The organism is Streptomyces sp. UC4497 (assembly GCF_054871485.1).
Genome location: NZ_JBTYHB010000046.1, coordinates 47,052 through 68,655 on the forward strand (window position 1 = coordinate 47,052; position 21,604 = coordinate 68,655).

16 protein-coding genes are annotated in these 21,604 nt (G+C 71.6%); 2 read left to right on the forward strand and 14 right to left on the reverse strand.

Going from position 1 to position 21,604, the window contains the following annotated elements:
- Positions 1–20: 20 nt before the first annotated feature.
- The 3 genes from ACYSUO_RS37720 to ACYSUO_RS37730 all read right to left on the reverse strand — a co-directional run bounded on the left by ACYSUO_RS37720 (position 21) and on the right by ACYSUO_RS37730 (position 6,430).
- On the reverse strand, positions 21–1,871 hold the full coding sequence (locus ACYSUO_RS37720) for an acetolactate synthase large subunit (RefSeq protein ID WP_461780716.1): 1,851 nt from the start codon (positions 1,869–1,871) through the stop codon (positions 21–23).
- A 265-nt stretch (positions 1,872–2,136) separates the two neighbouring features.
- A complete protein-coding gene (locus ACYSUO_RS37725) occupies positions 2,137–4,950 on the reverse strand; it encodes a putative bifunctional diguanylate cyclase/phosphodiesterase (protein WP_461780729.1) in 2,814 nt (937 codons plus the stop codon).
- Between the two features lie 529 nt (positions 4,951–5,479).
- Positions 5,480–6,430 carry a 2-hydroxyacid dehydrogenase gene (locus ACYSUO_RS37730; protein ID WP_461780717.1) on the reverse strand — a complete coding sequence of 317 codons (951 nt, stop codon included), beginning with the start codon at positions 6,428–6,430 and terminating at the stop codon, positions 5,480–5,482.
- An 85-nt stretch (positions 6,431–6,515) separates the two neighbouring features.
- Between ACYSUO_RS37730 and ACYSUO_RS37735 the strand changes: the two genes are divergently transcribed.
- A complete protein-coding gene (locus ACYSUO_RS37735) occupies positions 6,516–7,517 on the forward strand; it encodes an aldo/keto reductase (protein ID WP_461780718.1) in 1,002 nt (333 codons plus the stop codon).
- A gap of 114 nt (positions 7,518–7,631) precedes the next feature.
- Positions 7,632–8,810 carry a PQQ-dependent sugar dehydrogenase gene (locus ACYSUO_RS37740; RefSeq protein ID WP_461780730.1) on the forward strand — a complete coding sequence of 393 codons (1,179 nt, stop codon included), beginning with the start codon at positions 7,632–7,634 and terminating at the stop codon, positions 8,808–8,810.
- Here ACYSUO_RS37740 and ACYSUO_RS37745 read toward each other — a convergent pair.
- From ACYSUO_RS37745 to gatC, 11 genes are all read right to left on the reverse strand, one after another.
- The gene (locus ACYSUO_RS37745; RefSeq protein WP_461780731.1) at positions 8,803–9,045 is read right to left on the reverse strand and encodes a DUF6191 domain-containing protein; all 243 of its coding nucleotides are present in this window, start codon (positions 9,043–9,045) and stop codon (positions 8,803–8,805) included. The two genes, ACYSUO_RS37740 and ACYSUO_RS37745, sit on opposite strands and share 8 nt — an antisense overlap.
- A gap of 47 nt (positions 9,046–9,092) precedes the next feature.
- Entirely contained in the window at positions 9,093–12,149 is a 3,057-nt protein-coding gene (locus tag ACYSUO_RS37750; protein ID WP_461780719.1) for a helix-turn-helix transcriptional regulator, read from the reverse strand.
- A 71-nt stretch (positions 12,150–12,220) separates the two neighbouring features.
- Entirely contained in the window at positions 12,221–12,421 is a 201-nt protein-coding gene (locus ACYSUO_RS37755; RefSeq protein WP_461780720.1) for a hypothetical protein, read from the reverse strand.
- Positions 12,422–12,598: 177 nt separating this feature from the next.
- On the reverse strand, positions 12,599–13,219 hold the full coding sequence (locus tag ACYSUO_RS37760; RefSeq protein ID WP_461780721.1) for a hypothetical protein: 621 nt from the start codon (positions 13,217–13,219) through the stop codon (positions 12,599–12,601).
- A 35-nt stretch (positions 13,220–13,254) separates the two neighbouring features.
- A complete protein-coding gene (locus ACYSUO_RS37765) occupies positions 13,255–13,824 on the reverse strand; it encodes a GNAT family N-acetyltransferase (RefSeq protein WP_461780722.1) in 570 nt (189 codons plus the stop codon).
- Positions 13,802–16,060 carry an MMPL family transporter gene (locus ACYSUO_RS37770; protein ID WP_461780723.1) on the reverse strand — a complete coding sequence of 753 codons (2,259 nt, stop codon included), beginning with the start codon at positions 16,058–16,060 and terminating at the stop codon, positions 13,802–13,804. The genes ACYSUO_RS37765 and ACYSUO_RS37770 overlap by 23 nt, the downstream gene beginning before the upstream one ends.
- 173 nt (positions 16,061–16,233) lie before the next feature.
- Positions 16,234–17,469, reverse strand: a complete 1,236-nt coding sequence (locus ACYSUO_RS37775; protein WP_461780724.1) for an arsenic transporter — start codon at positions 17,467–17,469, stop codon at positions 16,234–16,236.
- Positions 17,470–17,610: 141 nt separating this feature from the next.
- On the reverse strand, positions 17,611–19,131 hold the full coding sequence (gene gatB / locus ACYSUO_RS37780; protein WP_461780725.1) for an Asp-tRNA(Asn)/Glu-tRNA(Gln) amidotransferase subunit GatB: 1,521 nt from the start codon (positions 19,129–19,131) through the stop codon (positions 17,611–17,613).
- A gap of 19 nt (positions 19,132–19,150) precedes the next feature.
- A complete protein-coding gene (locus tag ACYSUO_RS37785) occupies positions 19,151–19,384 on the reverse strand; it encodes a hypothetical protein (protein WP_461780732.1) in 234 nt (77 codons plus the stop codon).
- A gap of 5 nt (positions 19,385–19,389) precedes the next feature.
- Positions 19,390–20,895: an Asp-tRNA(Asn)/Glu-tRNA(Gln) amidotransferase subunit GatA gene (gatA, locus tag ACYSUO_RS37790; protein WP_461780726.1), complete on the reverse strand. Its 1,506-nt coding sequence runs from the start codon at positions 20,893–20,895 to the stop codon at positions 19,390–19,392.
- 6 nt (positions 20,896–20,901) lie between these two features.
- The gene (gene gatC / locus ACYSUO_RS37795) at positions 20,902–21,198 is read right to left on the reverse strand and encodes an Asp-tRNA(Asn)/Glu-tRNA(Gln) amidotransferase subunit GatC (protein ID WP_016432511.1); all 297 of its coding nucleotides are present in this window, start codon (positions 21,196–21,198) and stop codon (positions 20,902–20,904) included.
- Between the last annotated feature and the right edge of the window lie 406 nt (positions 21,199–21,604).

Consider the following 21,604-nt stretch of genomic DNA (forward strand, 5'->3'; position numbering starts at 1 on the left):
GATTCTCTGATCTCTCTCGCTCAGTCGTCTTCGCTGTCGCCGAAGTCGGGGCGGACGTCCCGGGCGGCCATGATCTCGTCGTTGGAGGTGCCGGCGGCGACCATCGGCCACACCATGGCGTCCTCGTGGACGATGAAGTCGACCACGACCGGGCGGTCGTTGATCGAGTTCGCCTCCTCGATGCACTTGTCGAGGTCCTCGGGGCGCTCACAGCGGATGGCGTAGCAGCCCATGGCCTCGCTCAGCTTCACGAAGTCCGGGATGCGGGTGCCCTTGTTGGGCGGGGTCTCGCCGTCCGGGCCCGCGTGCAGCACGGTGTTCGAGTAGCGCTGGTTGTAGAACAGCGTCTGCCACTGGCGGACCATCCCGAGGGCGCCGTTGTTGATGATGGCGACCTTGATCGGGATGTTGTTCAGGGCGCAGGTGGTCAGCTCCTGATTGGTCATCTGGAAGCAGCCGTCGCCGTCGATCGCCCAGACCGTCTGGCCCGGCGCGCCGGCCTTGGCGCCCATCGCGGCGGGCACCGAGTAGCCCATGGTCCCCGCGCCGCCCGAGTTCAGCCAGGTCGCCGGCTTCTCGTACTGGATGTAGTGCGCGGCCCACATCTGGTGCTGGCCGACGCCGGCCGCGAAGATCGTGTCCGCGGGGGCGAGTTGGCCGATGCGCTCGATGACCTGCTGCGGGGAGAGCGAGCCGTCCGCGGGCTGGTCGTAGCCCAGCGGGTACGTCTCGCGCCAGCGGTTGAGGTCCTTCCACCAGGCGCTGTAGTCGCCGGTGTGGCCGTCGCTGTGCTCCTTCTGGACTGCCTGGATCAGGTCGGCGATGACCTCGCGGGCGTCACCGACGATCGGCACGTCCGCGGCGCGGTTCTTGCCGATCTCCGCGGGGTCGATGTCGGCGTGGACAATCTTCGCGAACGGGGCGAAGCTGTCCAGATTGCCGGTGACGCGGTCGTCGAAGCGGGCTCCGAGGGCGACGATCAGGTCGGCCTTCTGCAGCGCGGTGACGGCGGTGACCGCACCGTGCATGCCCGGCATTCCCACGTGCAGCGGGTGGCTGTCGGGGAATGCGCCGAGCGCCATCAGGGTGGTGGTGACGGGCGCTCCGGTGAGCTCGGCGAGCATCTTGAGTTCGGCGGTGGCACCCGCCTTGAGGACGCCGCCACCGACGTAGAGGACGGGCCGCTTCGCATTCGTGATCAGCTTCGCGGCCTCGCGGATCTGCTTGGCGTGCGGCTTGGTCACCGGGCGGTAGCCGGGCAGGTCCTGCTGCGGCGGCCAGGCGAACGTCGTCTGCGCCTGCAGGATGTCCTTCGGGATGTCCACGAGGACCGGGCCCGGACGACCGGTGGCCGCGATGTGGAACGCCTCGGCGATCGCCTTCGGGATGTCCTCGGCCTTGGTGACCAGGAAGCTGTGCTTGGTGATCGGCATGGTGATGCCGACGATGTCCGCTTCCTGGAAGGCGTCCGTGCCGATGGCCTTGGAGACGACCTGGCCGGTGATCGCGACGAGCGGCACCGAGTCCATCATCGCGTCGGCGATCGGCGTCACCAGGTTGGTCGCACCCGGGCCCGAAGTGGCCATGCAGACACCGACCTTGCCGGTGGCCTGCGCGTAACCCGTGGCCGCGTGGCCCGCACCCTGCTCGTGACGGACGAGCACGTGGCGCACCCGGCTCGAGTCCATCATCGGGTCGTACGCCGGAAGAATCGTGCCGCCGGGGATACCGAATACGGTGTCGACCCCGACCTCCTCAAGCGAGCGAATGAGGGACTTCGCACCCGTGACGTGCTCGACGGGGGCGGACTGCTGTCCTCCGGAACGGGGCCGCGGCTGCGGCTGGCTGGCCCCGGTGGCCTGCTCGGTCATCGGCATTCTCTTCTCGATGCTGAGGGTTTTTGCGAGGGTTCTGCAGGGTCTTACGTGTGTGTCGGGCGGTTGGCGGCGGTTCTGAACCGGCACCCGTGCAACAAAAAACCCCTCGTGCCGTGAGGCAAGCGAGGGGAGCGCGCCGGGTGCGGTCGCTGGGTTTCCGGAGTCCTGACCGGTGGTCCCAGCTTCAGCCGACGCGCTTTCCAAGTACGAGAATTCGGGTGCGCATGGCACTGACCCTCCCCCCGGCGCGTAGGGCGTGTCAAGTGGGTGGGACGGGCGTCTCATTATGTGAGCGCAGCGTGGTGAAGCCCGCGAACACCGGCTCGGCGGGGCCCGTGGGCATCGGGTACTCCCCCGAGGTGAGCGCGCGGCGCAGCCGGTACTCGTCGAGCGGCCCGGAGAACGCCATGCCCTGCCCGTGCGTGCACCCCATCGCCCGCAGCGCCGCGACCTGCTCGGGCAGGTCCACGCCGTCCGCCACGGAGTTGAGCCCGAGGTCGCCCGCGATCCGCAGCAGCCCACTGGTGATCTTGTGCAGCCGCGCGGACTCGACGACGCCCTCGATCAGCGAGCGGTCCAGCTTCAGTACGTCGACGGGGAGACGGCGCAGCGCCGTGATGGCCGCATAGCCGCTGCCGAAGCCGTCCAGCGCGATCCGGACGCCGAGGCGGCGCAGGGCCGTCAGACGGCGCTCCAGCTCGTCCAGCGGGACTCTGGGGTCGCTGTCCGCCAGCTCGATCACGAGCGCGCCCGAGGGCAGCCCGTGCCGGGTGAGGAGCGCTTCTATCGAGCCGAGCGGCATGGCCCGGTCGAGGAGCCTGCGGGCGCTGATCCGTACGGCGACCGGCGTCGCATGCCCGCTGTGCCCGCGCTCGGCGGCCTGCTCGACGGCCTCCTCCAGCATCCAGCGGCCCAGCTCGGCGGTGCGCTCGCTGTCGTCGGCCACCCGCAGGAACTCGGCGGGGGTGAACAGGATGCCCTGCGCGCTGCGCCATCTGGCCTGCGCGGCGACCGCCGTGATCCGGCCGTCGTCGAGCGAGACGATCGGCTGGTGGAGCAACGCGAACTCGCCCTCGTGCAGCGCCGATCGCAGCCGCGTGGCCAGCTCCGCCTTGCGTACGACATCGGCCTGCATCTGCGGCGCGTACAGCTCGACGCGGCCCTTGCCCGCCGCCTTCGCCCGGTACATCGCCAGGTCGGCATTGCGCAGCAGCTCACCGGCCCCGATGTCCGGCTCGGCGAAGGCGACGCCGATGGAGGCGGCGACCCGCACATTGTCGTGCCCGTCGATCGAGTACGGCTGGGACAGGGTGATTCTGAGCCGGTCGGCCAGCTCGTAGATCTGCTGCTCTCTCGCGGTGTGGTCGCGACCGCCGTCGCCGACGATCAGCGCCGCGAACTCGTCACCGCCGAGCCGGGCCGCTGTGTCCGAGGCGCGTACGGATTCGGCCAGCCTTCTCGCCGCCTGGACGAGCAGCTCGTCGCCCGCCTGGTGGCCGATCGTGTCGTTGACCTGCTTGAAGCCGTCGAGGTCGATGAAGAGCACGGCGGTGCCCAGGTCGCCGGCCCGCCGCCCGGCCAGGGCCTGTCCGACCCGCTTGGTGAACAGCGACCTGTTGGGCAGGTCGGTCAGCGGGTCGTGCTCGGCGTTGTGCTGCAACTGGGCCTGTAGGCGCACCCGTTCGGTCACGTCTCTGCTGTTGAGGATCAGGCCGCCGTGGTGGCGGTTGACCGTCGACTCCACGTTCAGCCAGGTGCCCGTGCCGGACCGGAAGCGGCATTCGATGCGCGTAGTGGGCTCCTCGATCTGGCTCGCGGCGAGGAATCTGCGCACCTCGTGCATCACACGCCCGAGGTCCTCGGGGTGGATGATCGACGCGAGCTCGGAGCCGACGAGATCCTCGGCGTCCCGCCCGTAGACGCCCGCGGCGGCCGGGCTGACGTATCTCAGCGTCCCGTTCGGCGCGGCGATCATGATGACGTCGCTGGAGCCCTGGACCAGGGAGCGGAAGTGGTTCTCCTTCTGCGCCAACTCCTGGGTGAGCGTGATGTTGTCGAGCAGCATGATGCCCTGGCGCATGACCAGCGCCAGGACGACCGTGCACGCCGTGAAGAGCACGACGCGGTCCACCCGGTGCCCGTCCAGCAGGTTGTAGAGGATGCCCAACGTGCAGACGGCGGCGGCCAGATACGGGGTGAGCGCGGCGAGCGAGCCGGAGATCGGCCGCGTGTAGCTGACCTGGTAGCGGCCGCCGGACCCGAGCGAGTGCTCCTCCTCGCGCACCCCGCGCCGCGTCCCCACCCACGGCGCGTACGCGAGCAGCAGCGAGCCGGCGAACCAGCCGGCGTCCAGGATCTCGCCCGAGCGGTAGCTGGCGTGCAGCAGCGGCGAGGTGAACAGGGCGTCGCACATCACCGTGAGGGCGAGCGCGCCGATCGCGGTGTTCACCGCCGTACGACTCCCGGGAGAGCGCCGGAAGTGCAGCGCGAGCACCATGCTGACCAGGGCGATGTCGAGCAGCGGGTACGCGAGGGAGAGCGCGGTGCGGGTGACGCTCTGGCCCTCGAACTCGGCGGTGTGCGCGAGGGCGAGGCTCCAGGAGAGCGTGACCAGGGAGCCGGCGATGAGCCAGGCGTCGAGCGCGAGGCAGATCCAGCCGGCCTTGGTGACGGGCCGCCGCGCGAGGACGAGCAGACCGATGATGGCGGGTGGCGCGAAGCAGAGGAAGAACAGGTCGGCGAGGCTCGGCGTCGGCACCGGCTCGCGCAGGACGACCTCGTACCAGCCCCACACCCCGTTGCCGAAGCTGGCCATGAGTGAGGAGAACGCGAACAGGAGCCAGGCGGGTCGAAAGCGGCTGCGGCTGCTGCGCGCGTACACGAAATTCGATACGGCGGCGATCGCTGCCGCGAGGCTCAGGCCGAAGTCGCCCATGATCAGGGCGAGTCGGTCGGAACCCCAGCCGAACGCGGACCCCACCGCGAAGCCTGCGCACAGGAGGGCGAGGAGCAACTGGGCTCTCGTACCGCCCCGCTGTGGCGCGCGGGCGGGGGCCTGGCCGCCGGAGTACATCGAGGCGCCCAGTGCTGTCGTCGGCGTGGGGTGCGTACTCACCGGGCCGCCCCGGTCCGCCGGGCGGCTCCCGTGTCCGCCTTCCCCTGCCCCGTCTGCGGAGGCTTTCTGCGACTGCCGCGCGGGCCCGTCCGATGCACATGTGCCCTGCGACAGCCCGGACTTCGGCCCCGCATCGCCGCGCGGGTCACCGCACAGGACCGCCGTCGGCCCCGCCGCGTCGGATCGTTCGCCCATAGGCCGTGCATCGCCCGTCGCCCCCCTCGCAGTCCGTCACTCTTCCCCGGCGCCGCGTGCTGGCACGGCGCTGCCCCAGTCGGGACGATACACCAGTCTCGTCACTCAGGGACATAGTTCCTCTACTCTCCGTGACGACCAGGCATGATGCGGGCACGGGGTGGGCACTGGGTGCATTCAAGCGGGCGCACAGCGTGCCCGACGAACGGCATGCGGCCGCATGGGAGTTACCCGTGGGGCCGGTGTGGTCCGCGAGGTCTGCGGGGTGTGCAGAGTCGCGTGCGACCGGAGTTCAGTCGCTGTGCCCGTCGATGGTGAGCACGACGTTCTCGAGCGGCTCCCCCGCCGCGAACCGCGTGAGCTGAGCGGCGAGGAGACGCTTGGCGCGCGGCAGGAAGGCGGATGTGGGGCCACCCACGTGCGGCGAGATGAGCACCCCTGGAGCCTGCCACAACGGGTGCTCCTGGGGCAGGGGTTCGGGATCGGTGACGTCGAGGGCCGCGGTGATTCGGCCGGTTTCCAGCTCCGCGAGGAGGGCCTTGGTGTCGACGACCGGGCCGCGGCCGACGTTCACGAGTAGCGCGCCGTCCTTGAGTCGCGCGAGGAACTCGGCGTTCACGAGGCCGCGGGTGTCCTCGGTGAGCGGGGTCACCATGATGACGACGTCGGCCTCCGGCAGCAGCTCAGGCAGTTCGGTGAGCGGGCGCACGGGCCCGCGCTCCGTTGTACGGGCGGAGCGCGCGACGCGTGTCACCCGCGCGACCTCGAACGGCGTGAGCCGGTCCTCGATGGCGCCGCCGATGGCGCCGTACCCGACGATGAGGACGTGCTTGTCGGCGAGAGCAGGCCGAAATCCGCCGCGCCACTCGCCCCGGTCCTGCCCTCGGACGAAGTCGGGGATGCCCCGCAGGGAGGCGAGGATCAGGGTGAGCGCGAGCTCGGCGGTGCTGGCGTCGTGCACGCCGCGCGCGTTGCACAACTGGACGCCGGGGCGCAGGTACTTCAGCCCGTCCTGTACGTGGTCGACGCCCGCGGAGAGCGTCTGCACGGCGCGCAGGGACGTCATCTCGGGCAGCGGGCGGATGCCGAGGCCCGGCGGCTTCATGTAGGGGACGACGTAGTACGCGCAGTCGGCGGGGTCCGCCGGGAAGTCGGGTTCACCGTTCCAGAAGCGGTAGTTGAGCCCCTGCGGGAGGCCCGGAATCTCATCGGCGCGGAAGGGCAGCCACACATCACCAGTCATGGTCAGGAGGCTATGTCAGCCCCGTGAAGGTACAGAGGTTAGGTTGGGGACCTCGGCAGGAGGGGCCAGGGAGGGTCACGGGCAGGTGGAGCGCAAGGCGATCGGTGCGGCGGGCCTCGACGTGGGTGCCGTCGGAATCGGCTGTATGCCGATGAGCTGGGCGTACACCTGCTCGCGGCAGCGCGGCGAGGAGTCCCTGCGCACCCTGCACACCGCCCTGGACCGGGGGTGCAGCCTGGTCGACACCGCGGACATGTACGGGCCCTTCACCAATGAGCTGTTGCTCGGCCGCGTGCTCAAGGAGCGGCGGGCCGACGCCTTCGTGTCGACGAAGGTGGGGCTGCTCGTCGGCGAGCAGCACATCGTCGCCAACGGCAGGCCCGGCTATGTGAAGCGGGCCTGTGACGCGTCGCTGCGGCGCCTGCAGACCGATGTCATCGACCTGTACCAGCTGCACCGCGAGGACCCCGAGGTGCCCGTCGAGGAGACGTGGGGCGCGATGGCGGAGCTCGTGAGCGCGGGCAAGGTGCGCTCGCTTGGGTTCTGCGCCGTGGGCGCGCGCGGCTCGCGGCGCGGTGGCCGGGCCGCGCGGCATGCCGGAACGATCCGCCAGTTGGAGCGGGTGCAGCAGGTGTTCCCGGTGAGCGCGGTCATGGCCGAGCTGTCGGTGTGGTCGCCGGAGGCGCTCGGGGCGCTGCTGCCGTGGTGCAAGGCGCGCGGCGTCGGATTCCTCGCCGCGATGCCGCTGGGCAGCGGTTTCCTGACCGGCACGCTCACTCCCGGAGGGGGCTTCGAGCCGGACGATCCGCGCGCCCGCCACCCCCGCTTCACCGCCGAGATGATGGCGGCGAACCAGCCGATCGTGGCGGGCCTGCGCCGCGTCGCCGCGCGCCACGGCGAGCACGTGACACCGGCCCAGGTGGCGCTCGCCTGGGTGGCGGCGCAAGGTGAGGGCGTGGTGCCGGTGCCGGGCACCAAGCAGGAGCGCTGGGCGCTGGAGAACGCGGCGTCCGCGGAACTGCGGCTCACCGCCGAGGACTTCGCGGAGATCGCGGGACTTCCGGCGGCGCAGGGCTCCTGGGACTGAGCGGCCGGGTTCGGGGCGCCGGGTTCGGGGCGCGGGCTTCGGGAACCTGAGCGGCGCCCGAGGTGTTTGAACGGTAGAGCGGTGTGAACGACAGAGCTTCGCGTCGAAGGGACCCTGATCGTGCAAAGTCCAGCTGTGCGGCCCGCGTTGGCCCTCACCGCCTGTGCCGCGCTCCTGCTCACGGCCGGGTGCTCCTCCGGTGACGGCTCCCCCGCGCCGAGCAAGGACGCGACGTCGGCGCCGAACGCGAGCGGGTCCAAGGGCTCCTCGTCCCCCAAGGGGGACGTGCCTCCGGCGAAGGGCTCGGTGAGCGTCGAGCGGACCGTCACGGACGGCCTCAAGTCGCCGTGGGGGCTCGCCGAGCTGCCCGGTGGCGACCTGCTCGTCTCGTCCCGCGACGAGGGGACGATCACGCGGGTCGACACGAAGACCGGGAAGAAGACCGTGCTCGGCGAGGTGCCGGGCGTCGCGCCCGAAGGCGAGGGCGGACTCCTCGGCCTCGCGGTCTCCCCCTCGTACGCCTCCGACCACATGGTCTACGCGTACTTCACGACGGAGTCGGACAACCGCATCGTGCGGATGATCTACGACGAGAAGAAGCCCTCCGGCGAGCAGCTGGGCGCCCCCGACACCGTGTTCCGTGGCATCCCGAAGGGCACGAACCACAATGGCGGGCGGATCGCGTTCGGACCGGACAAACTGCTGTACGTGGGGACCGGCGAGACGTACGACAAGCCGCTGTCGCAGGACAAGAAGTCGACGGGCGGCAAGATCCTCCGGCTGACCGCGGAGGGCGAGCCGGCGCCGGGCAACCCCTTCGGCGGCGACTCTCCCGTGTACTCGTACGGGCACCGCAATGTGCAGGGTCTGGCCTGGGACGAGGACAAGCGGCTCTGGGCCTCGGAGTTCGGGCAGGACACCTGGGACGAGCTGAACCACATCGTGGCGGGTGACAACTACGGGTGGCCCGACGCGGAGGGCAAAAGCGGCGACAAGAAGTACCACGACCCGGTCGCCCAGTGGCGCACCGCGGACGCCTCGCCCAGCGGTATCGCGTACGCCGAGGGGTCGATCTGGATGGCCGGGCTGCGCGGCGAGCGGCTGTGGCGGATCCCGCTCGACGGTTCGAAGGCGGCGCACGACCCGCAGGCGTTCCTGGAGGGGAAGTACGGGCGGCTGCGCACGGTGGTCGCGGCGGGCGGCGACAAGCTGTGGCTCGTGACGAGCGAGACGGACACGCGGGGGACGCCGGAGAAGGGGGACGACCGGATCCTGGAGCTGAAGGTCAGCTGACGTCGTCGTCGCTCTTGCCCTCGGCGGCGGGGGCGTCCTGAGCGTCGGCCTCGTCCGGCTCGGGGGTCTCCGGTGCGGCCTCCTGGGACGGCGGGCGGACGACGACCTTGCCCGACGTGAGGTCTATCGGGCCGCGGCCCGGATCTCCGTCGTTCAGGTCGACGCGGGACAGCTCCAGGCGCTTGCGCTCGTCGTTGGTGTGCTTGCGGCCCGGCGAGAACAGCTCCTCGAACATGTTGAACACGGCGCCTCCCAGCGGCGGGTCCGACCGGGCCCTCCCCCTCAGCGTACGGGAGCTCTCCCCGCCGCGAAGAGGTGCAGACGGTGGGCCAGGGCCGCCGCCTCGCCCCTGCCCGCGACGCCCAGCTTCGCCAGGATGTTGGAGACGTGGACGCTGGCGGTCTTCGGTGAGATGAACAGCTCCTCGGCGATCTGCCGGTTGCTGCGCCCCGCCGCGACCAGGCGCAGCACGTCCCGCTCGCGGCTCGTGAGGCCGAACTCCTGCGCGGGGTCGGCCGGAGCGCTCTGTCGCGGCGCGGCGCGGGTCAGGGCCAGCCGGGCGCGCCGGCCGAGCAGGGCGACGGATTCGGCGAGCGGGCGCACGCCCAGGTGCTCGGCGACGGCGCCGACGAGGCGGAGGAGCTCGGTGGCGTGCTCCCGGTCGTCCTCCGCGCCCCGCGCGACCAGGGATTCCGCGAGGCGGAGCCGGACACGGGCCAGGTCGTAGGGGCGGTCGAGGGGTTCGAACGCGCTGGCCGTGGCGGACCAGTCGTCCGGGGTGTCGTGGCCCTCGGCGCGCAGGAGTTCGGCGCGCACCCACTGCTCGTGCGCCTCCCAGACGGGGACCAGGGTGGCCTGCCGCTTGGCGGCGTCCCGGATACGGGCGACCGCCTCGGCCCGCCCCGCGTCGGCGGCGGGCAGCCCGCGGGCGTCGGCCTCGGCCGCGGCGGCGGTGCGCAGCAGGGGCCACAGGTAGCGGTGCATGGAGGGCGGCAGCCCCGCGGCGACCAGCCGGGCGAGCTCGGCGCGGGCGTCCGCGAGGCGGCCCTCGGCGGCGGCGAGCGCGAGGGTCAGATGCGCACGGGGCAGCGTGTACTGGGGCTGCGGGTCGTGCGCGCCGTAGTACCCGTTGGCAGCGGCCAGGTGGTCGGCTGCTGCCCGCAGGTCGCCGCGGCCGAGTGCGATCACCGCGAGGTGCGCGCACGCGGTGCCGCGAGGCTTGTCGCTGAGTCCGAAGCGCCGGCTCACCCAGTCGGCCACCTCGAACGCTTCGTCCCAGCGGCCGAGGGAGACGAGGGACTCGGCCAGATTGGAGCGGACCCAGCCCTTGTTGTCCGTGAGGCCGTGGCGGCGGCACAGGACGACGGCCTCCTCGCAGATGCGCACGGCTTCCGCGGAACGCCCGACCCCCTCCAGGTGCGAGGGCAGATTGACATTGACGTTGATGAGGCGGGCGGTCATGCCCAGTGCCAGGGAGCGCTCGCGGACCGCGTACATCTCGGCGAAGCCCTCCTCGATGGCGCCCGCGTCCACGAGGAGTCCGCCGCGGACGAGACGCGCATGAAGTTCGACCTCCTCGGCGTCGTCGACCATGCGCGCGTACTCGACGGCCCGCTCGGCGGCGGCCAGGGTCTGGGCACCGGGGCTGTGCAGCATGCCCCAGGCGGCCACGTTCGCCAGGACCTCGGCGTGCACGGCGGACGGCGGGAGGCCCCGGACGAGCTCCTGAGCCGTGGCGATCTCGCTCCACCCGTCGCCGCGACCGATATGGGAGGCGATCTTGGAGTTCTGGATGTGGAACCACGCGGCCCGCAAGGGGTCCGCCTTCCCGCTCCCCTCGGCCTCCTCCAGGATGCGCAGCGCCCGCTTGCCGATCTTCAGCGCGCGCTCCCGCTCCCCGCACAGGCGCCCCGCCACCGCGGCCTCGGACAGCAGGTCGAGGTAGTCGAGCGGGGTCTCGGCGGGGTCGCAGCCGCAGGAGTTGAAGGCGATGGCGTAGTCGCCCATGCGCAGCGCGGCGCGGATCTCCTGGGGCGCCCCGTCCCACAGCTCCATCCCCCGCTCCAGGAGCCGCAGTTGCTCCGAGTACGCGTGCCGGCGGCGGGCCGCCACGGAGGCGTCGAGGACGGCGGGCAGGGCCTTCGCCGCGTCGTGGGCGTGGTACCAGTAGCTGGCGAGGCGCGTCACGCGCGCGTCGGCGGGCACCAGCGTCGGCTCGGCCTCCAGGGCCTCGGCGTAGCGGCGGTTGAGCCGGGAGCGCTCGCCGGGCAGCAGGTCGTCGCTGACGGCCTCGCGGACCAGGGAGTGGCGGAACCGGTAGCCGTCGCCGTCCGGCGAGGCGAGCAGGATGTTCGCGCCGACGGCCGCGCGCAGCGCCTCGATGAGCTCGTCCTCGCCGAGCCCTGCGACGGCCGCGAGCAGCGGGTACTCGACCGTGGAGCCGCCCTCCGCGCAGATCCGGGCGACGCGCTGGGCGGACTCGGGCAGCGATTCGACACGGACGAGGAGGACGTCGCGCAGCGAGTCGGTCAGGCCCGTGGCGCAGCCCTCGGCGCCGGACACGGCGAGTTCCTCCACGAAGAACGCGTTGCCGTCCGAGCGGCGGAAGATGTCGTCCACGACGGTGGGGTCGGGGTCCGATGCCAGGATCCCAGCGATCTGCCGGGCCACCTCGTCCCGGCTGAGGCGGCCGAGTTCGATGCGGGTGACGGTGCGCAGCCGGTCGAGCTCGGCGAGCAGGGGGCGCAGCGGATGGCGGCGGTGCACGTCGTCCGCGCGGTAGCTGGCGATGACGGCGAGGCGGCCGCTGCGCAGCGTACGGAACAGGTAGGTGAGCAGGTGGCGGGTGGAGGCGTCCGCCCAGTGCAGGTCTTCGAGGATGACGACGACGGTGTGCTCGGCGGCGACGTGCTCCAGGAGCCGCCCGGTGAGTTCGAAGAGGCGGGCCGTCGCGCTCTCGTCGCCGCGCCCGCCGAGGCCCCGGCCCGCGTGCTCGCCCAACTCGGGGAGCAGCCTCGCCAGTTCGTCCTCGCGGTCCGCGGCCGCCGCGTCCACCTCGGCGGGCAGGGTGCGGCGCAGGGCGCGCAGGGCGGTGGAGAAGGGGGCGAACGGCAGCCCGTCCGCCCCGATCTCGACGCAGCCTCCGGTGACGACGACGGCGCCCCGCTCCCGGGCCCCCGCGGCGAACTCCTCGATGAGGCGGGTCTTGCCCACGCCGGCCTCGCCGCCGAGCAGCAGCGCCTGCGGCTCGGCGGCACCGGCCCGCTCAAGGGCCTTGTTCAGTACGCCCAGTTCGTCGGCCCGGCCGACGAAAACCGGGCTGACGGACCTGGTCTCCACATCGCTGAGGATCGCACACGGGTCTGACAGCGGGGCACTGGTTTTGGTGCCGCCCGACCCGCCGGCGGTGCTCACGCGGTGCGGGGGGCGCGCCGCCTGCGGGAGTGACCGGAACTCACCGGCCCCTCAGCGTCCTGGCTGCTTTCCTGGTGGCCCCGACGCTCCGCACGGCGGGCCTTGGCCTGCGTACGGGCGAAGCGTGCGAGGCGGTACCGCTCGGCCGTCTCGATGAGTTCGGCGGAGCGGATCTGGTGGAGTTCGTACTCGAACATGTCGTCTCCCTGGTGACGATTTCCGCGGCTCTCGCGGAGCGTTTTCCGCGATGCCTCGACTTTCGTCTCCCAGGGGGGTGCGGCACATCGGGAGAGTGCCGCATGTTCGTGGGCCGCGCCTCCTTAGGCGCGGCCCACGGTGTGCCTTAGGCGGCTCGGCCGCCTTATGCGAGTGCCTCAGCCGCTGGTGCCCGGCATGCCGAGGATGAGGTCGGTGTACTTGGCGACGGCGAGCACCAGGCCGATGGCGCCGACCGCGAAGCCCGCCCAGGCGGTCGACTTGATCCACGGCGCCTGCGGCTTGCCGGGGGCGCCGAACGCGGGCCGGGCCAGGACGGCCGCGGCGACCAGCAGCGCGACGAGCGAGAAGGCGCCGCCGACCAGGGCGGCGGAGTGCCAGGCCTCGCCGTACATCGCGGAGATCTGCTTGGCGATGCCCGCGTTCTGCGCGGTGGTGAGCTGGCCCTTGAGCTGCGCGCGGGCCGAGGCGATGGTGCCGAGCCAGTTGCCGCTGAGCGCGACGATGCCGAGGGCCACGGAGACGATCGCGCCCGCGCCCTGGCCGATGCCGGACGGCTTCTCGTCCTGGTCCTCGAGGGCCGCGAGCTCGGCCTCGGCGGCGGCCTCGGCGGCCGCGTCGTCCGCGGCGGCCTGGTCCTCGGCGGCCTCGACGCCCTTGGTGTCCTCGGCGTCCTTAGTGGTCTTCGCGGCGGCCTCGGTGGCCTCCTCGGAGGTCGTGACCTCCGCGCCCTCCTCCCGCGTCTCGGCGTCGCGCTGCGCTTCAGTCTTCGTAGTCATGCTGCGCACCGTACGGACGGAGTCTGAGAAGTGTCTTAACGTTCCCTGTGCCCGCTCCGTGCGCTGCGCCACTCGGGCGCGAGCACGGACCAAACCTCCCGGTCATGGCGCTTTCCGCGCCAGGGAAAACTCTCTCGGAGCACTCCCTCTTTCGTGAACCCGAGGCGCCGGGCCACGTTCAGACTCGGGGTGTTCTCCGAAGCGGCGACCCACTCCACCCGGTGGATTCCGCGCTCCTCGACGGCCCAGTCGATCAGGTGCCGCATCGCGCGCGTGATGAGACCGCGCCCGGCGGCGGCCGGCTCCAGCCAGCAGCCGACCTCGCAGTTGCCGTTCTCCGCGTCGAAGTTCAGTGCCAGTACGCCGCCTACTAGCGTTCCGTCCAGCCAGATGCCGTGGTACGCGCGCGTGCCCGCGGCCGTCGCGTCGGCGTGCTTCTGGAGCAGGGCCCGCGTGGAGGCGAGATCCGTCGCCGTGGCGCCGAAGGGGATGAACTGCCCGATGAACTCCCGGCCCCGGTCCAAGTGGGCCAGGAACTCCTCGGCGTGCCAGGGCTCCAGGGGCCGCAGTTCGGCGCCGTCCTCACCCAGCGGGATCGCGTACATCGGTCTCCTCCGTCACCAGCTCGTCCAGCGCGCCGTTCGTGGCCCTGCGCTGCACCGGGATCCTCGCATCCGCGGCGGCGCGGCACTCCGGAGGCTCGATGCTGAGGCGCGGCAGGCGCCGGTCGAGCCACTTGGGCAGCCACCAGTTGGCGCCGCCGAGCATGTGCATCAGGGCGGGCACGAGGAGCGTACGGAGGATGAACGCGTCGACGGCGACGGCCACGGCGAGCGCGATGCCGAACATGGCGATCACCCGGTCCCCGCTGAGCACGAACGCCAGGAACACCGAGATCATGATCACGGCGGCCGAGTTGATCACGCGGCTGGTCTCGGCGAGCCCGACCCGGACGGCCCGCCGGTTGTCGCCGGTCTCCAGCCACTCCTCGTACATCCGGCTCACGAGGAACACCTGGTAGTCCATGGAGAGCCCGAAGAGGACCGACACCATGATCACGGGGAGGAAGGGCTCGATGGGCCCGGAGCGTCCGAGCCCGAGGAGCTCGCTCCCCCAGCCCCACTGGAAGATCGCGACGACGACCCCGAAGGCCGCGGCCACGGCGGCGACGTTCATCGCGGCGGCCTTGAGCGGGATCCCGACGGACCGGAAGGCGAGCAGGAGCAGCACGCACCCGAGGCCGACCACGACCCCGACGAACAGGGGCAGCTTGCCGACGATGACCTCCGCGAAGTCGTCGTAGCTCGCGGTGACGCCGCCGACCTGCACATCGAGGGTGCTGTTCTGCTCGGCAGCCGGCACGACGTCGGCGCGCAGCCGGTCGACGAGCTCGCTGGTCCGCTCGGACTGCGGCGAGGACGTCGGTACGACGGTGAGGTGGGCGGCGCTGTCGTCGGCGTTATACGTAACACGCGAGACGGAGGCGACCCCGTCGGTGGTCCGCAGCTCGCCCGTCAGCTCCGCGAGCGCGGCCTTGTCCTTGGCGCCGTCGACCTGGGTGACGAGGGTCAGCGGCCCGTTCACTCCGGGCCCGAAGCCGTCGGCAAGGAGGTCGTACGCCTGCCGGGTGGTGCTGCTCGCCGGGCCGTTGCCCTGGTCGGACGTGCCCAGGTGGAGGAAGAAGGTGGGCAGCGAGAGCACCGCGATCACGGCGACGGCGAGCGCGCCGAGCAGCTTCGGCCGGCGCTCCACGAAGGCGGCCCAGCGGGCGGCGAGCCCGGTCGGCAGCTCGGGCTCCGGCCCGTGGTCGGCGAGCCGCCGCCGCTCGCGGCGCGACAGGGCCCGCATCCCGATGTACGACAGCAGCCCCGGCAGCAGCGTCACGGACGCGGCGACGGTGAGCAGCACGGTCACGGAGGCGGCGATGGCCACCCCGTTGAGGAAGCTCAGGCCCAGCATCAGCATGCCGAGCAGCGCGATGCACACGGTGGCCCCGGCGAACACCACGGCCCGCCCGGTGGTGGCGACGGCCCGCTCGGCGGCCTCGGCCACCGGAAGCCCCCGCTTCAGCCCCTTGCGGTGCCGGGTCACGATGAACAGCGCGTAGTCGATCCCGACGCCGAGCCCGACCAGCATGCCGAGCATCGGCGCGAAGTCCGCGACCGTCATGACGTGCCCGAGCAGCACGATCCCCGCGTACGCGGTGCCGACGCTCACCAGCGCGGTGGCGATGGGCAGCGCGGCCGCGGCGAGCGAGCCGAAGGCGAGGAAGAGCACGACGGCCGCGACGACGACGCCGATGATCTCGGACGTGTGGGCCGAGGTCGACTCGGTGAGCGCGACGGCGCTGCCGCCGAGCTCCACCTGCAGCCCGTCGGGCCCGTCGGCCTCGGCGGCCCGCGCGGTGTCGACGACGGCCTGCGCCTGCCCCTTCGGGATGTCGTCGGCCTGCTTCTCGAAGGTGACCGTGGCGTACGCGGTGTGCCCGTCGGCGCTGATCGCGCCCGCGCCACCGGTCTCGTACGGCGACCCGACGGAGGCGACGCCCGGGAGCCCGGAGAGCTCGTCCAGGGTGTTGCTCATCGTCTTCTCGACGTCGGCGGCCCGCACGGTGGAGCCCTCGATGTGCCAGACGACGGTGTCGCTGTCGCCGCCGAGCCCCGAGAAGTTCTCGTTCAGGAGCTGCGTGGCGCGTCCCGACTCCGTACCCGGCGCCTCGTAGTCGTTCGAGTACGCGGATCCCGCGACGGCCGCGGCGGCACTCGTGCCCACAAGGGCGATCAACCACAGAAGTACGACCACGAGCCGGTGACTGACACACCAGCGGGCAAGTGCGGCCACGGACGCGCTCCCTGAGTCATTCGTGGATCTTTGTCCGGGAACATCCGCTTGGTGCGTGAACCGACAGCAAAGAACACATGAGCAATGACGAGACACTCTTACAGCAGGAAGTGATCCTTTGTCGCTTTCGTGGCCTTACTCACAAGGGAGTGCAGTCGCAACAAAGGGCGCACTCACAGTGAGAGCACGGCCCACAGCGCCACCGTCGACGCCGCCAGCGTGGCGGGGACCGTGAGCAGGCCGAGGCGGGTGAATTCGCCCAGCTCGGGCTCCGTGCCGTGGTCGTGCACGATGCGCCGCCACAGGAGGGTCGCCAGCGAGCCGACGTACGTGAGGTTGGGGCCGAGGTTGACGCCGATCAGGGCGGCGAGCACCGGCCCCGGGCCCATCGGGGCGACGACCGGGAGCAGGGCGAGGATCGCCGGCAGGTTGTTGATGACGTTGGAGAGCAGCGCCGCGACCCCGGCGATCGCGAGCAGCGCGGGCAGGGACGAACCGTCCGGCAGGAAGCGCGCGATCGCGTCCCCGAGCCCGTTGTCGACCACGGCCTTGACCACGACGCCGAGCGCGAGCACGAAGAGACAGAACGGCAGGTTGGTCGCCTTGAGCAGTTCCACCGGGGTGCTGTGGCGGCGGGCGAGGGCCCGGGCGCCGAGAACGGCGGCCCCCGCGAAGGCGGCCCACAGCGGCTCGATGCCCGCGAAGGACGTGACGACGAATCCGGCGAGCGTGAGCACGAGCACCGTGAGGGTGAACAGCGGGACGCCCGGCGGGTCTTCGGGGTCCGGATCGTGCGCCGGTGCGGCCAGGTCGACCGCGAAGTAGCGGCGGAACACCACGTACTCGATGCCGATCGCCACCAGCCACGGGAGCGCCATGAGCCCGGCGAAGTGCGTGAACGTGAGGCCGCTCGCCGCGAAGGCCAGCAGGTTCGTCAGGTTCGACACGGGCAGCAGCAGGGACGCCGAGTTGGCGAGGTGGGCGCTCGCGTAGACGTGCGGGCGCGGGCGTGCGCCGATCCGGGCCGCGGTGGCGAAGACGACCGGGGTGAGCAGGACGACGGTGGCGTCGAGGCTCAGCACGGCGGTGATCCCGGCGGCCACCGCGAAGACCCCGCCGAGCATGCGCTTCGGACTGCCGTGACAGGCGCGGGCGACCATGTCCCCGGCGGCCTTGAACAGCCCTTCGTCGGCACAGAGTTGGGCCAGCAGCAGAATCCCGGCGAGAAACCCGACGACCGGGAGCAGCTCCTGCACCTCGGCCCAGGCGTGGGCGGGTGTGACGGTGCCGGTGGCGATGGCGACACCCGCGGCGGGTACTGCCACGACGGCTTCGGGCCACTTACGGGGCCGCACGACGGCGAACACGAGCGTGACAGCGAGAAGGGCGAGGGAGACGACCACGTTCAAGCCCTTCCGGGCGCATCAAGCCGCTCGGGCCATTCAAGCCCCTGCGGCGATTGAGCAGCGGGGTCCGGGGCAGAGCCCCGCGACGTCGGACACGAAGAGGCGGCGGGCACCGGTAACCCGATGCACCGCCGCCACATCCGGTCAGCCGTCGGAGACGCCCAACTTCTCCAGGATCAGTTCCTTGACGCGCGCCGCGTCGGCCTGACCCCGGGTCGCCTTCATGACCGCGCCCACGAGCGCACCCACGGCCGCCACCTTGCCGCCACGGATCTTGTCGGCGATCGCCGCGTTGCCCGCGATCGCCTCCTCCACGGCAGTGGTGAGCGCACCCTCGTCCGAGACGACCTTCAGGCCGCGCTTCTCGACGACCTCGTCCGGCGTGCCCTCGCCCTTGAGGACGCCGTCGATGACCTGGCGGGCCAGCTTGTCGTTGAGGTCGCCCGAGGCGACCAGCTCGGACACGCGGGCCACCTGCTCCGGCGTGATCGGCAGCGCGCCCAGCTCGACGCCCTGGTCGTTCGCGGAGCGGGCCAGCTCGCCCATCCACCACTTACGGGCGGACGCCGAGTCGGCACCGGCGTTGATCGTCGCGACGATCGGGCCGATGGCTCCGGCGTTGCGGATCGACTGCATGTCGTGGGCGCTGATGGCCCACTCCTCGATCAGCCGGTTGCGCTGCGTGAGCGGCATCTCCGGGAGCTCGGCGCGCAGCGCCTCGACCCACTCGCGGGACGGGGCGACGGGCACCAGGTCGGGCTCCGGGAAGTACCGGTAGTCCTCGGCGTTGTCCTTGATGCGGCCCGACGTGGTGGAGCCGTCCTCCTCGTGGAAGTGACGGGTCTCCTGCACGATCGATCCGCCGGAGGACAGCACCGCGGCGTGCCGCATGATCTCGTAGCGCGCGGCACGCTCGACGGAACGCAGCGAGTTCACGTTCTTCGTCTCGGAGCGCGTGCCGAACTCCTCGCGGCCGTGCGGCCGCAGGGAGAGGTTCACGTCGCAGCGCATCTGGCCCTTGTCCATGCGGGCCTCGGACACGTCGAGCGACTTGATGACCTCGCGCAGCTCGGCGACGTACGCCTTCGCGACCTCGGGGGCCCGCTCGCCCGCGCCCTCGATGGGCTTGGTGACGATCTCGATGAGCGGGATGCCCGCGCGGTTGTAGTCGAGCAGCGAGTGCGAGGCGCCCTGGATACGACCCGTGGCACCGCCGACGTGCGTCGACTTGCCGGTGTCCTCCTCCATGTGGGCGCGCTCGATCTCCACGCGGAAGACCTCGCCGTCCTCCAGCTGTACGTCGAGGTAACCGTCGAAGGCGATCGGCTCGTCGTACTGGGAGGTCTGGAAGTTCTTCGGCATGTCCGGATAGAAGTAGTTCTTCCGGGCGAAGCGGCACCACTCGGCGATCGAGCAGTTGAGCGCGAGGCCGATCTTGATGGCCGACTCGACGCCGATCTCGTTCACGACCGGCAGCGCGCCGGGCAGGCCGAGACAGGTCGGGCAGGTCTGGCTGTTGGCGTCCTGCTTCAGCTCGGTGGAGCAGCCGCAGAACATCTTGGTCTTCGTACCGAGCTCGACGTGGACCTCGAGGCCCATGACCGGGTCGTACGACGCGAGCGCGTCCTCGTACCCCATCAGCTCGGACGTGGTCGTGGCAGTCACGATTTCTGAAACTTCCCTCTCAGCCCAGCAGGACGTCGTCGTCGCCCAGGCGCTTGAGCTCCCGGTAGAGGATCGCCATACCGGTGACGATGGCGGCGGCGGACACGGCGGCGTCGATCAGCCGCAGGGTGTCGTTGTCGGTGCGGGCCATCTTCGCCTGCTTCGCGACGCTGATCGCGCCGAAAGCGGTACTGGCCAGCGAGACATAGACGCCGGTCTTGGACTTCTTGAAGTTCTTGGCCTTCTTTGCCATGGCACTCACAGCGACGGAGCCTCCTCAAGCAGCGGGTGTCCCCACTTTTCCACGAAAGCGGCCTCTACGGCGGACCCGACCTTGTACAGCCGGTCGTCCTTCATCGCGGGGGCGATGATCTGCAGGCCGACCGGCAGCCCGTCCTCGGGGGCCAGGCCGCAGGGCAGGGACATCGCCGAGTTCCCCGCAAGGTTGGTCGGAATCGTGCACAGGTCCGCGAGATACATCGCCATCGGGTCGTCGGCGCGCTCGCCGATCGGGAAGGCGGTGGTCGGCGTCGTCGGCGAGACGATGACGTCCACGCTCTCGAACGCGGCCTCGAACTCCTGGGTGATCAGCGTGCGCACCTTCTGGGCGCTGCCGTAGTACGCGTCGTAGTAGCCGGAGCTCAGCGCGTACGTGCCCAGGATGATGCGGCGCTTGACCTCGTCGCCGAAGCCGGCCTCGCGGGTCAGCGCGGTGACGTCCTCGGCGGAGTGGCTGCCGTCGTCGCCGACGCGCAGGCCGTAGCGCATGGCGTCGAACCGGGCGAGGTTCGAGGAGCACTCGGACGGCGCGATCAGGTAGTACGCCGACAGGGCCAGGTCGAACGACGGGCAGTCCAGCTCGACGATCTCGGCGCCCAGCGACTTCAGCAGCTCGACGGACTCGTCGAAGCGCTGCACGACACCGGCCTGGTAGCCCTCGCCGCGGAACTGCTTGACGACGCCGACGCGCATGCCCGCGACGGAGCCGTTCTTCGCGGCCTCGACGACCGCGGGGACCGGGGCGTCGATGGACGTGGAGTCGAGCGGGTCGTGACCGGCGATGGCCTCGTGCAGGAGCGCGGCGTCGAGGACGGTACGGGCGCAGGGCCCACCCTGGTCGAGGGAGGAGGAGAACGCCACCATGCCGTAGCGGGAGACGCCGCCGTAGGTCGGCTTGACGCCGACGGTGCCGGTGACGGCCGCGGGCTGGCGGATCGAGCCGCCGGTGTCCGTGCCGATGGCGAGCGGGGCCTCGTACGCGGCGAGGGAGGCGGAGGAACCGCCGCCGGAGCCGCCCGGGATGCGGGTGAGGTCCCACGGGTTGCCGGTGGGCCCGTACGCGCTGTTCTCGGTGCTGGACCCCATGGCGAACTCGTCCATGTTGGTCTTGCCGAGGATGACGACGTCGGCGGCCTTCAGGTTCTTGACCAGCGTCGCGTCGTACGGCGGGATCCACCCTTCGAGGATCTTCGAACCGACGGTGGTCGGGATCCCCTCCGTGGTGAAGATGTCCTTCAGCGCGAGCGGGACGCCGGCCAGCGGGCCGAGCTTCTCGCCCTTGGCGCGCTTCTCGTCGACGGCGGCGGCCTGCTTCAGGGCGCCGTCACGGTCGACGTGCAGGAAGGCGTTCACCTTCTCGTCGACGGCCTCGATCCGGGCCAGGTGGGCCTCGGTGACCTCGACGGCGGTGAGCTCGCCGGAAGCGATCTTCGCCGCGATCTCGGCGGCGGTCAGCTTGATGATGTTGACGTTGATGTCCGTCATGACTGTTTAGTCCTCCCCCAGGATCTGCGGCACCTTGAAACGCTGCTGCTCCTGGGCCGGGGCGCCGGAGAGCGCCTGCTCGGGGGTGAGCGACGGACGGACCTCGTCCTTGCGCATGACGTTCGTCAGCGGCAGCGGGTGCGAAGTCGGCGGTACGTCTTGGTCGGCGACCTCACTGACGCGGGCGACCGCGCCGATGATGTCGTCGAGCTGGCCTGCGAAGTGGTCGAGCTCTTCGGGCTTCAGCTCCAGACGCGCCAGCCGGGCGAGGTGGGCGACCTCCTCGCGCGTGATGCCAGGCATGCGGATCCTCACGGGGTGCGTGTTCTCGGTTTGGCCCCAATCCTATGGGGCGCGGACCCGTGCCGAGGAACGGGTTTGCGGGGGCGGGACCCTCCGGGCTGGTGACCGGACTGCGGGGGCGGGGTGGGGGTCGTCCCCGGGTGCGTGTCACACGGGGTTGGCGTTGCGCAGTTCCCCGCGCCCCCCGTGGGGGGGGGCCCCCCCCCCCCCCCCCCCCCCCCCCCGGGGGGGGGGGGGGGACCCCCCCCCCCCCCCCCCCCCCCCCCCCCCCCGCGCGCCCCCCCCCCCCCCCCCCCCCCCCCCCGGGCCCCGGGGCGGCCGGGGGGGGGCCCGGGGGGGGGGGGGGTCCCACCCCCCCCCCCCCGGCGGGGGGCCGGCGCGGGGGGCGGGGGCCCCCCCCCCCTGG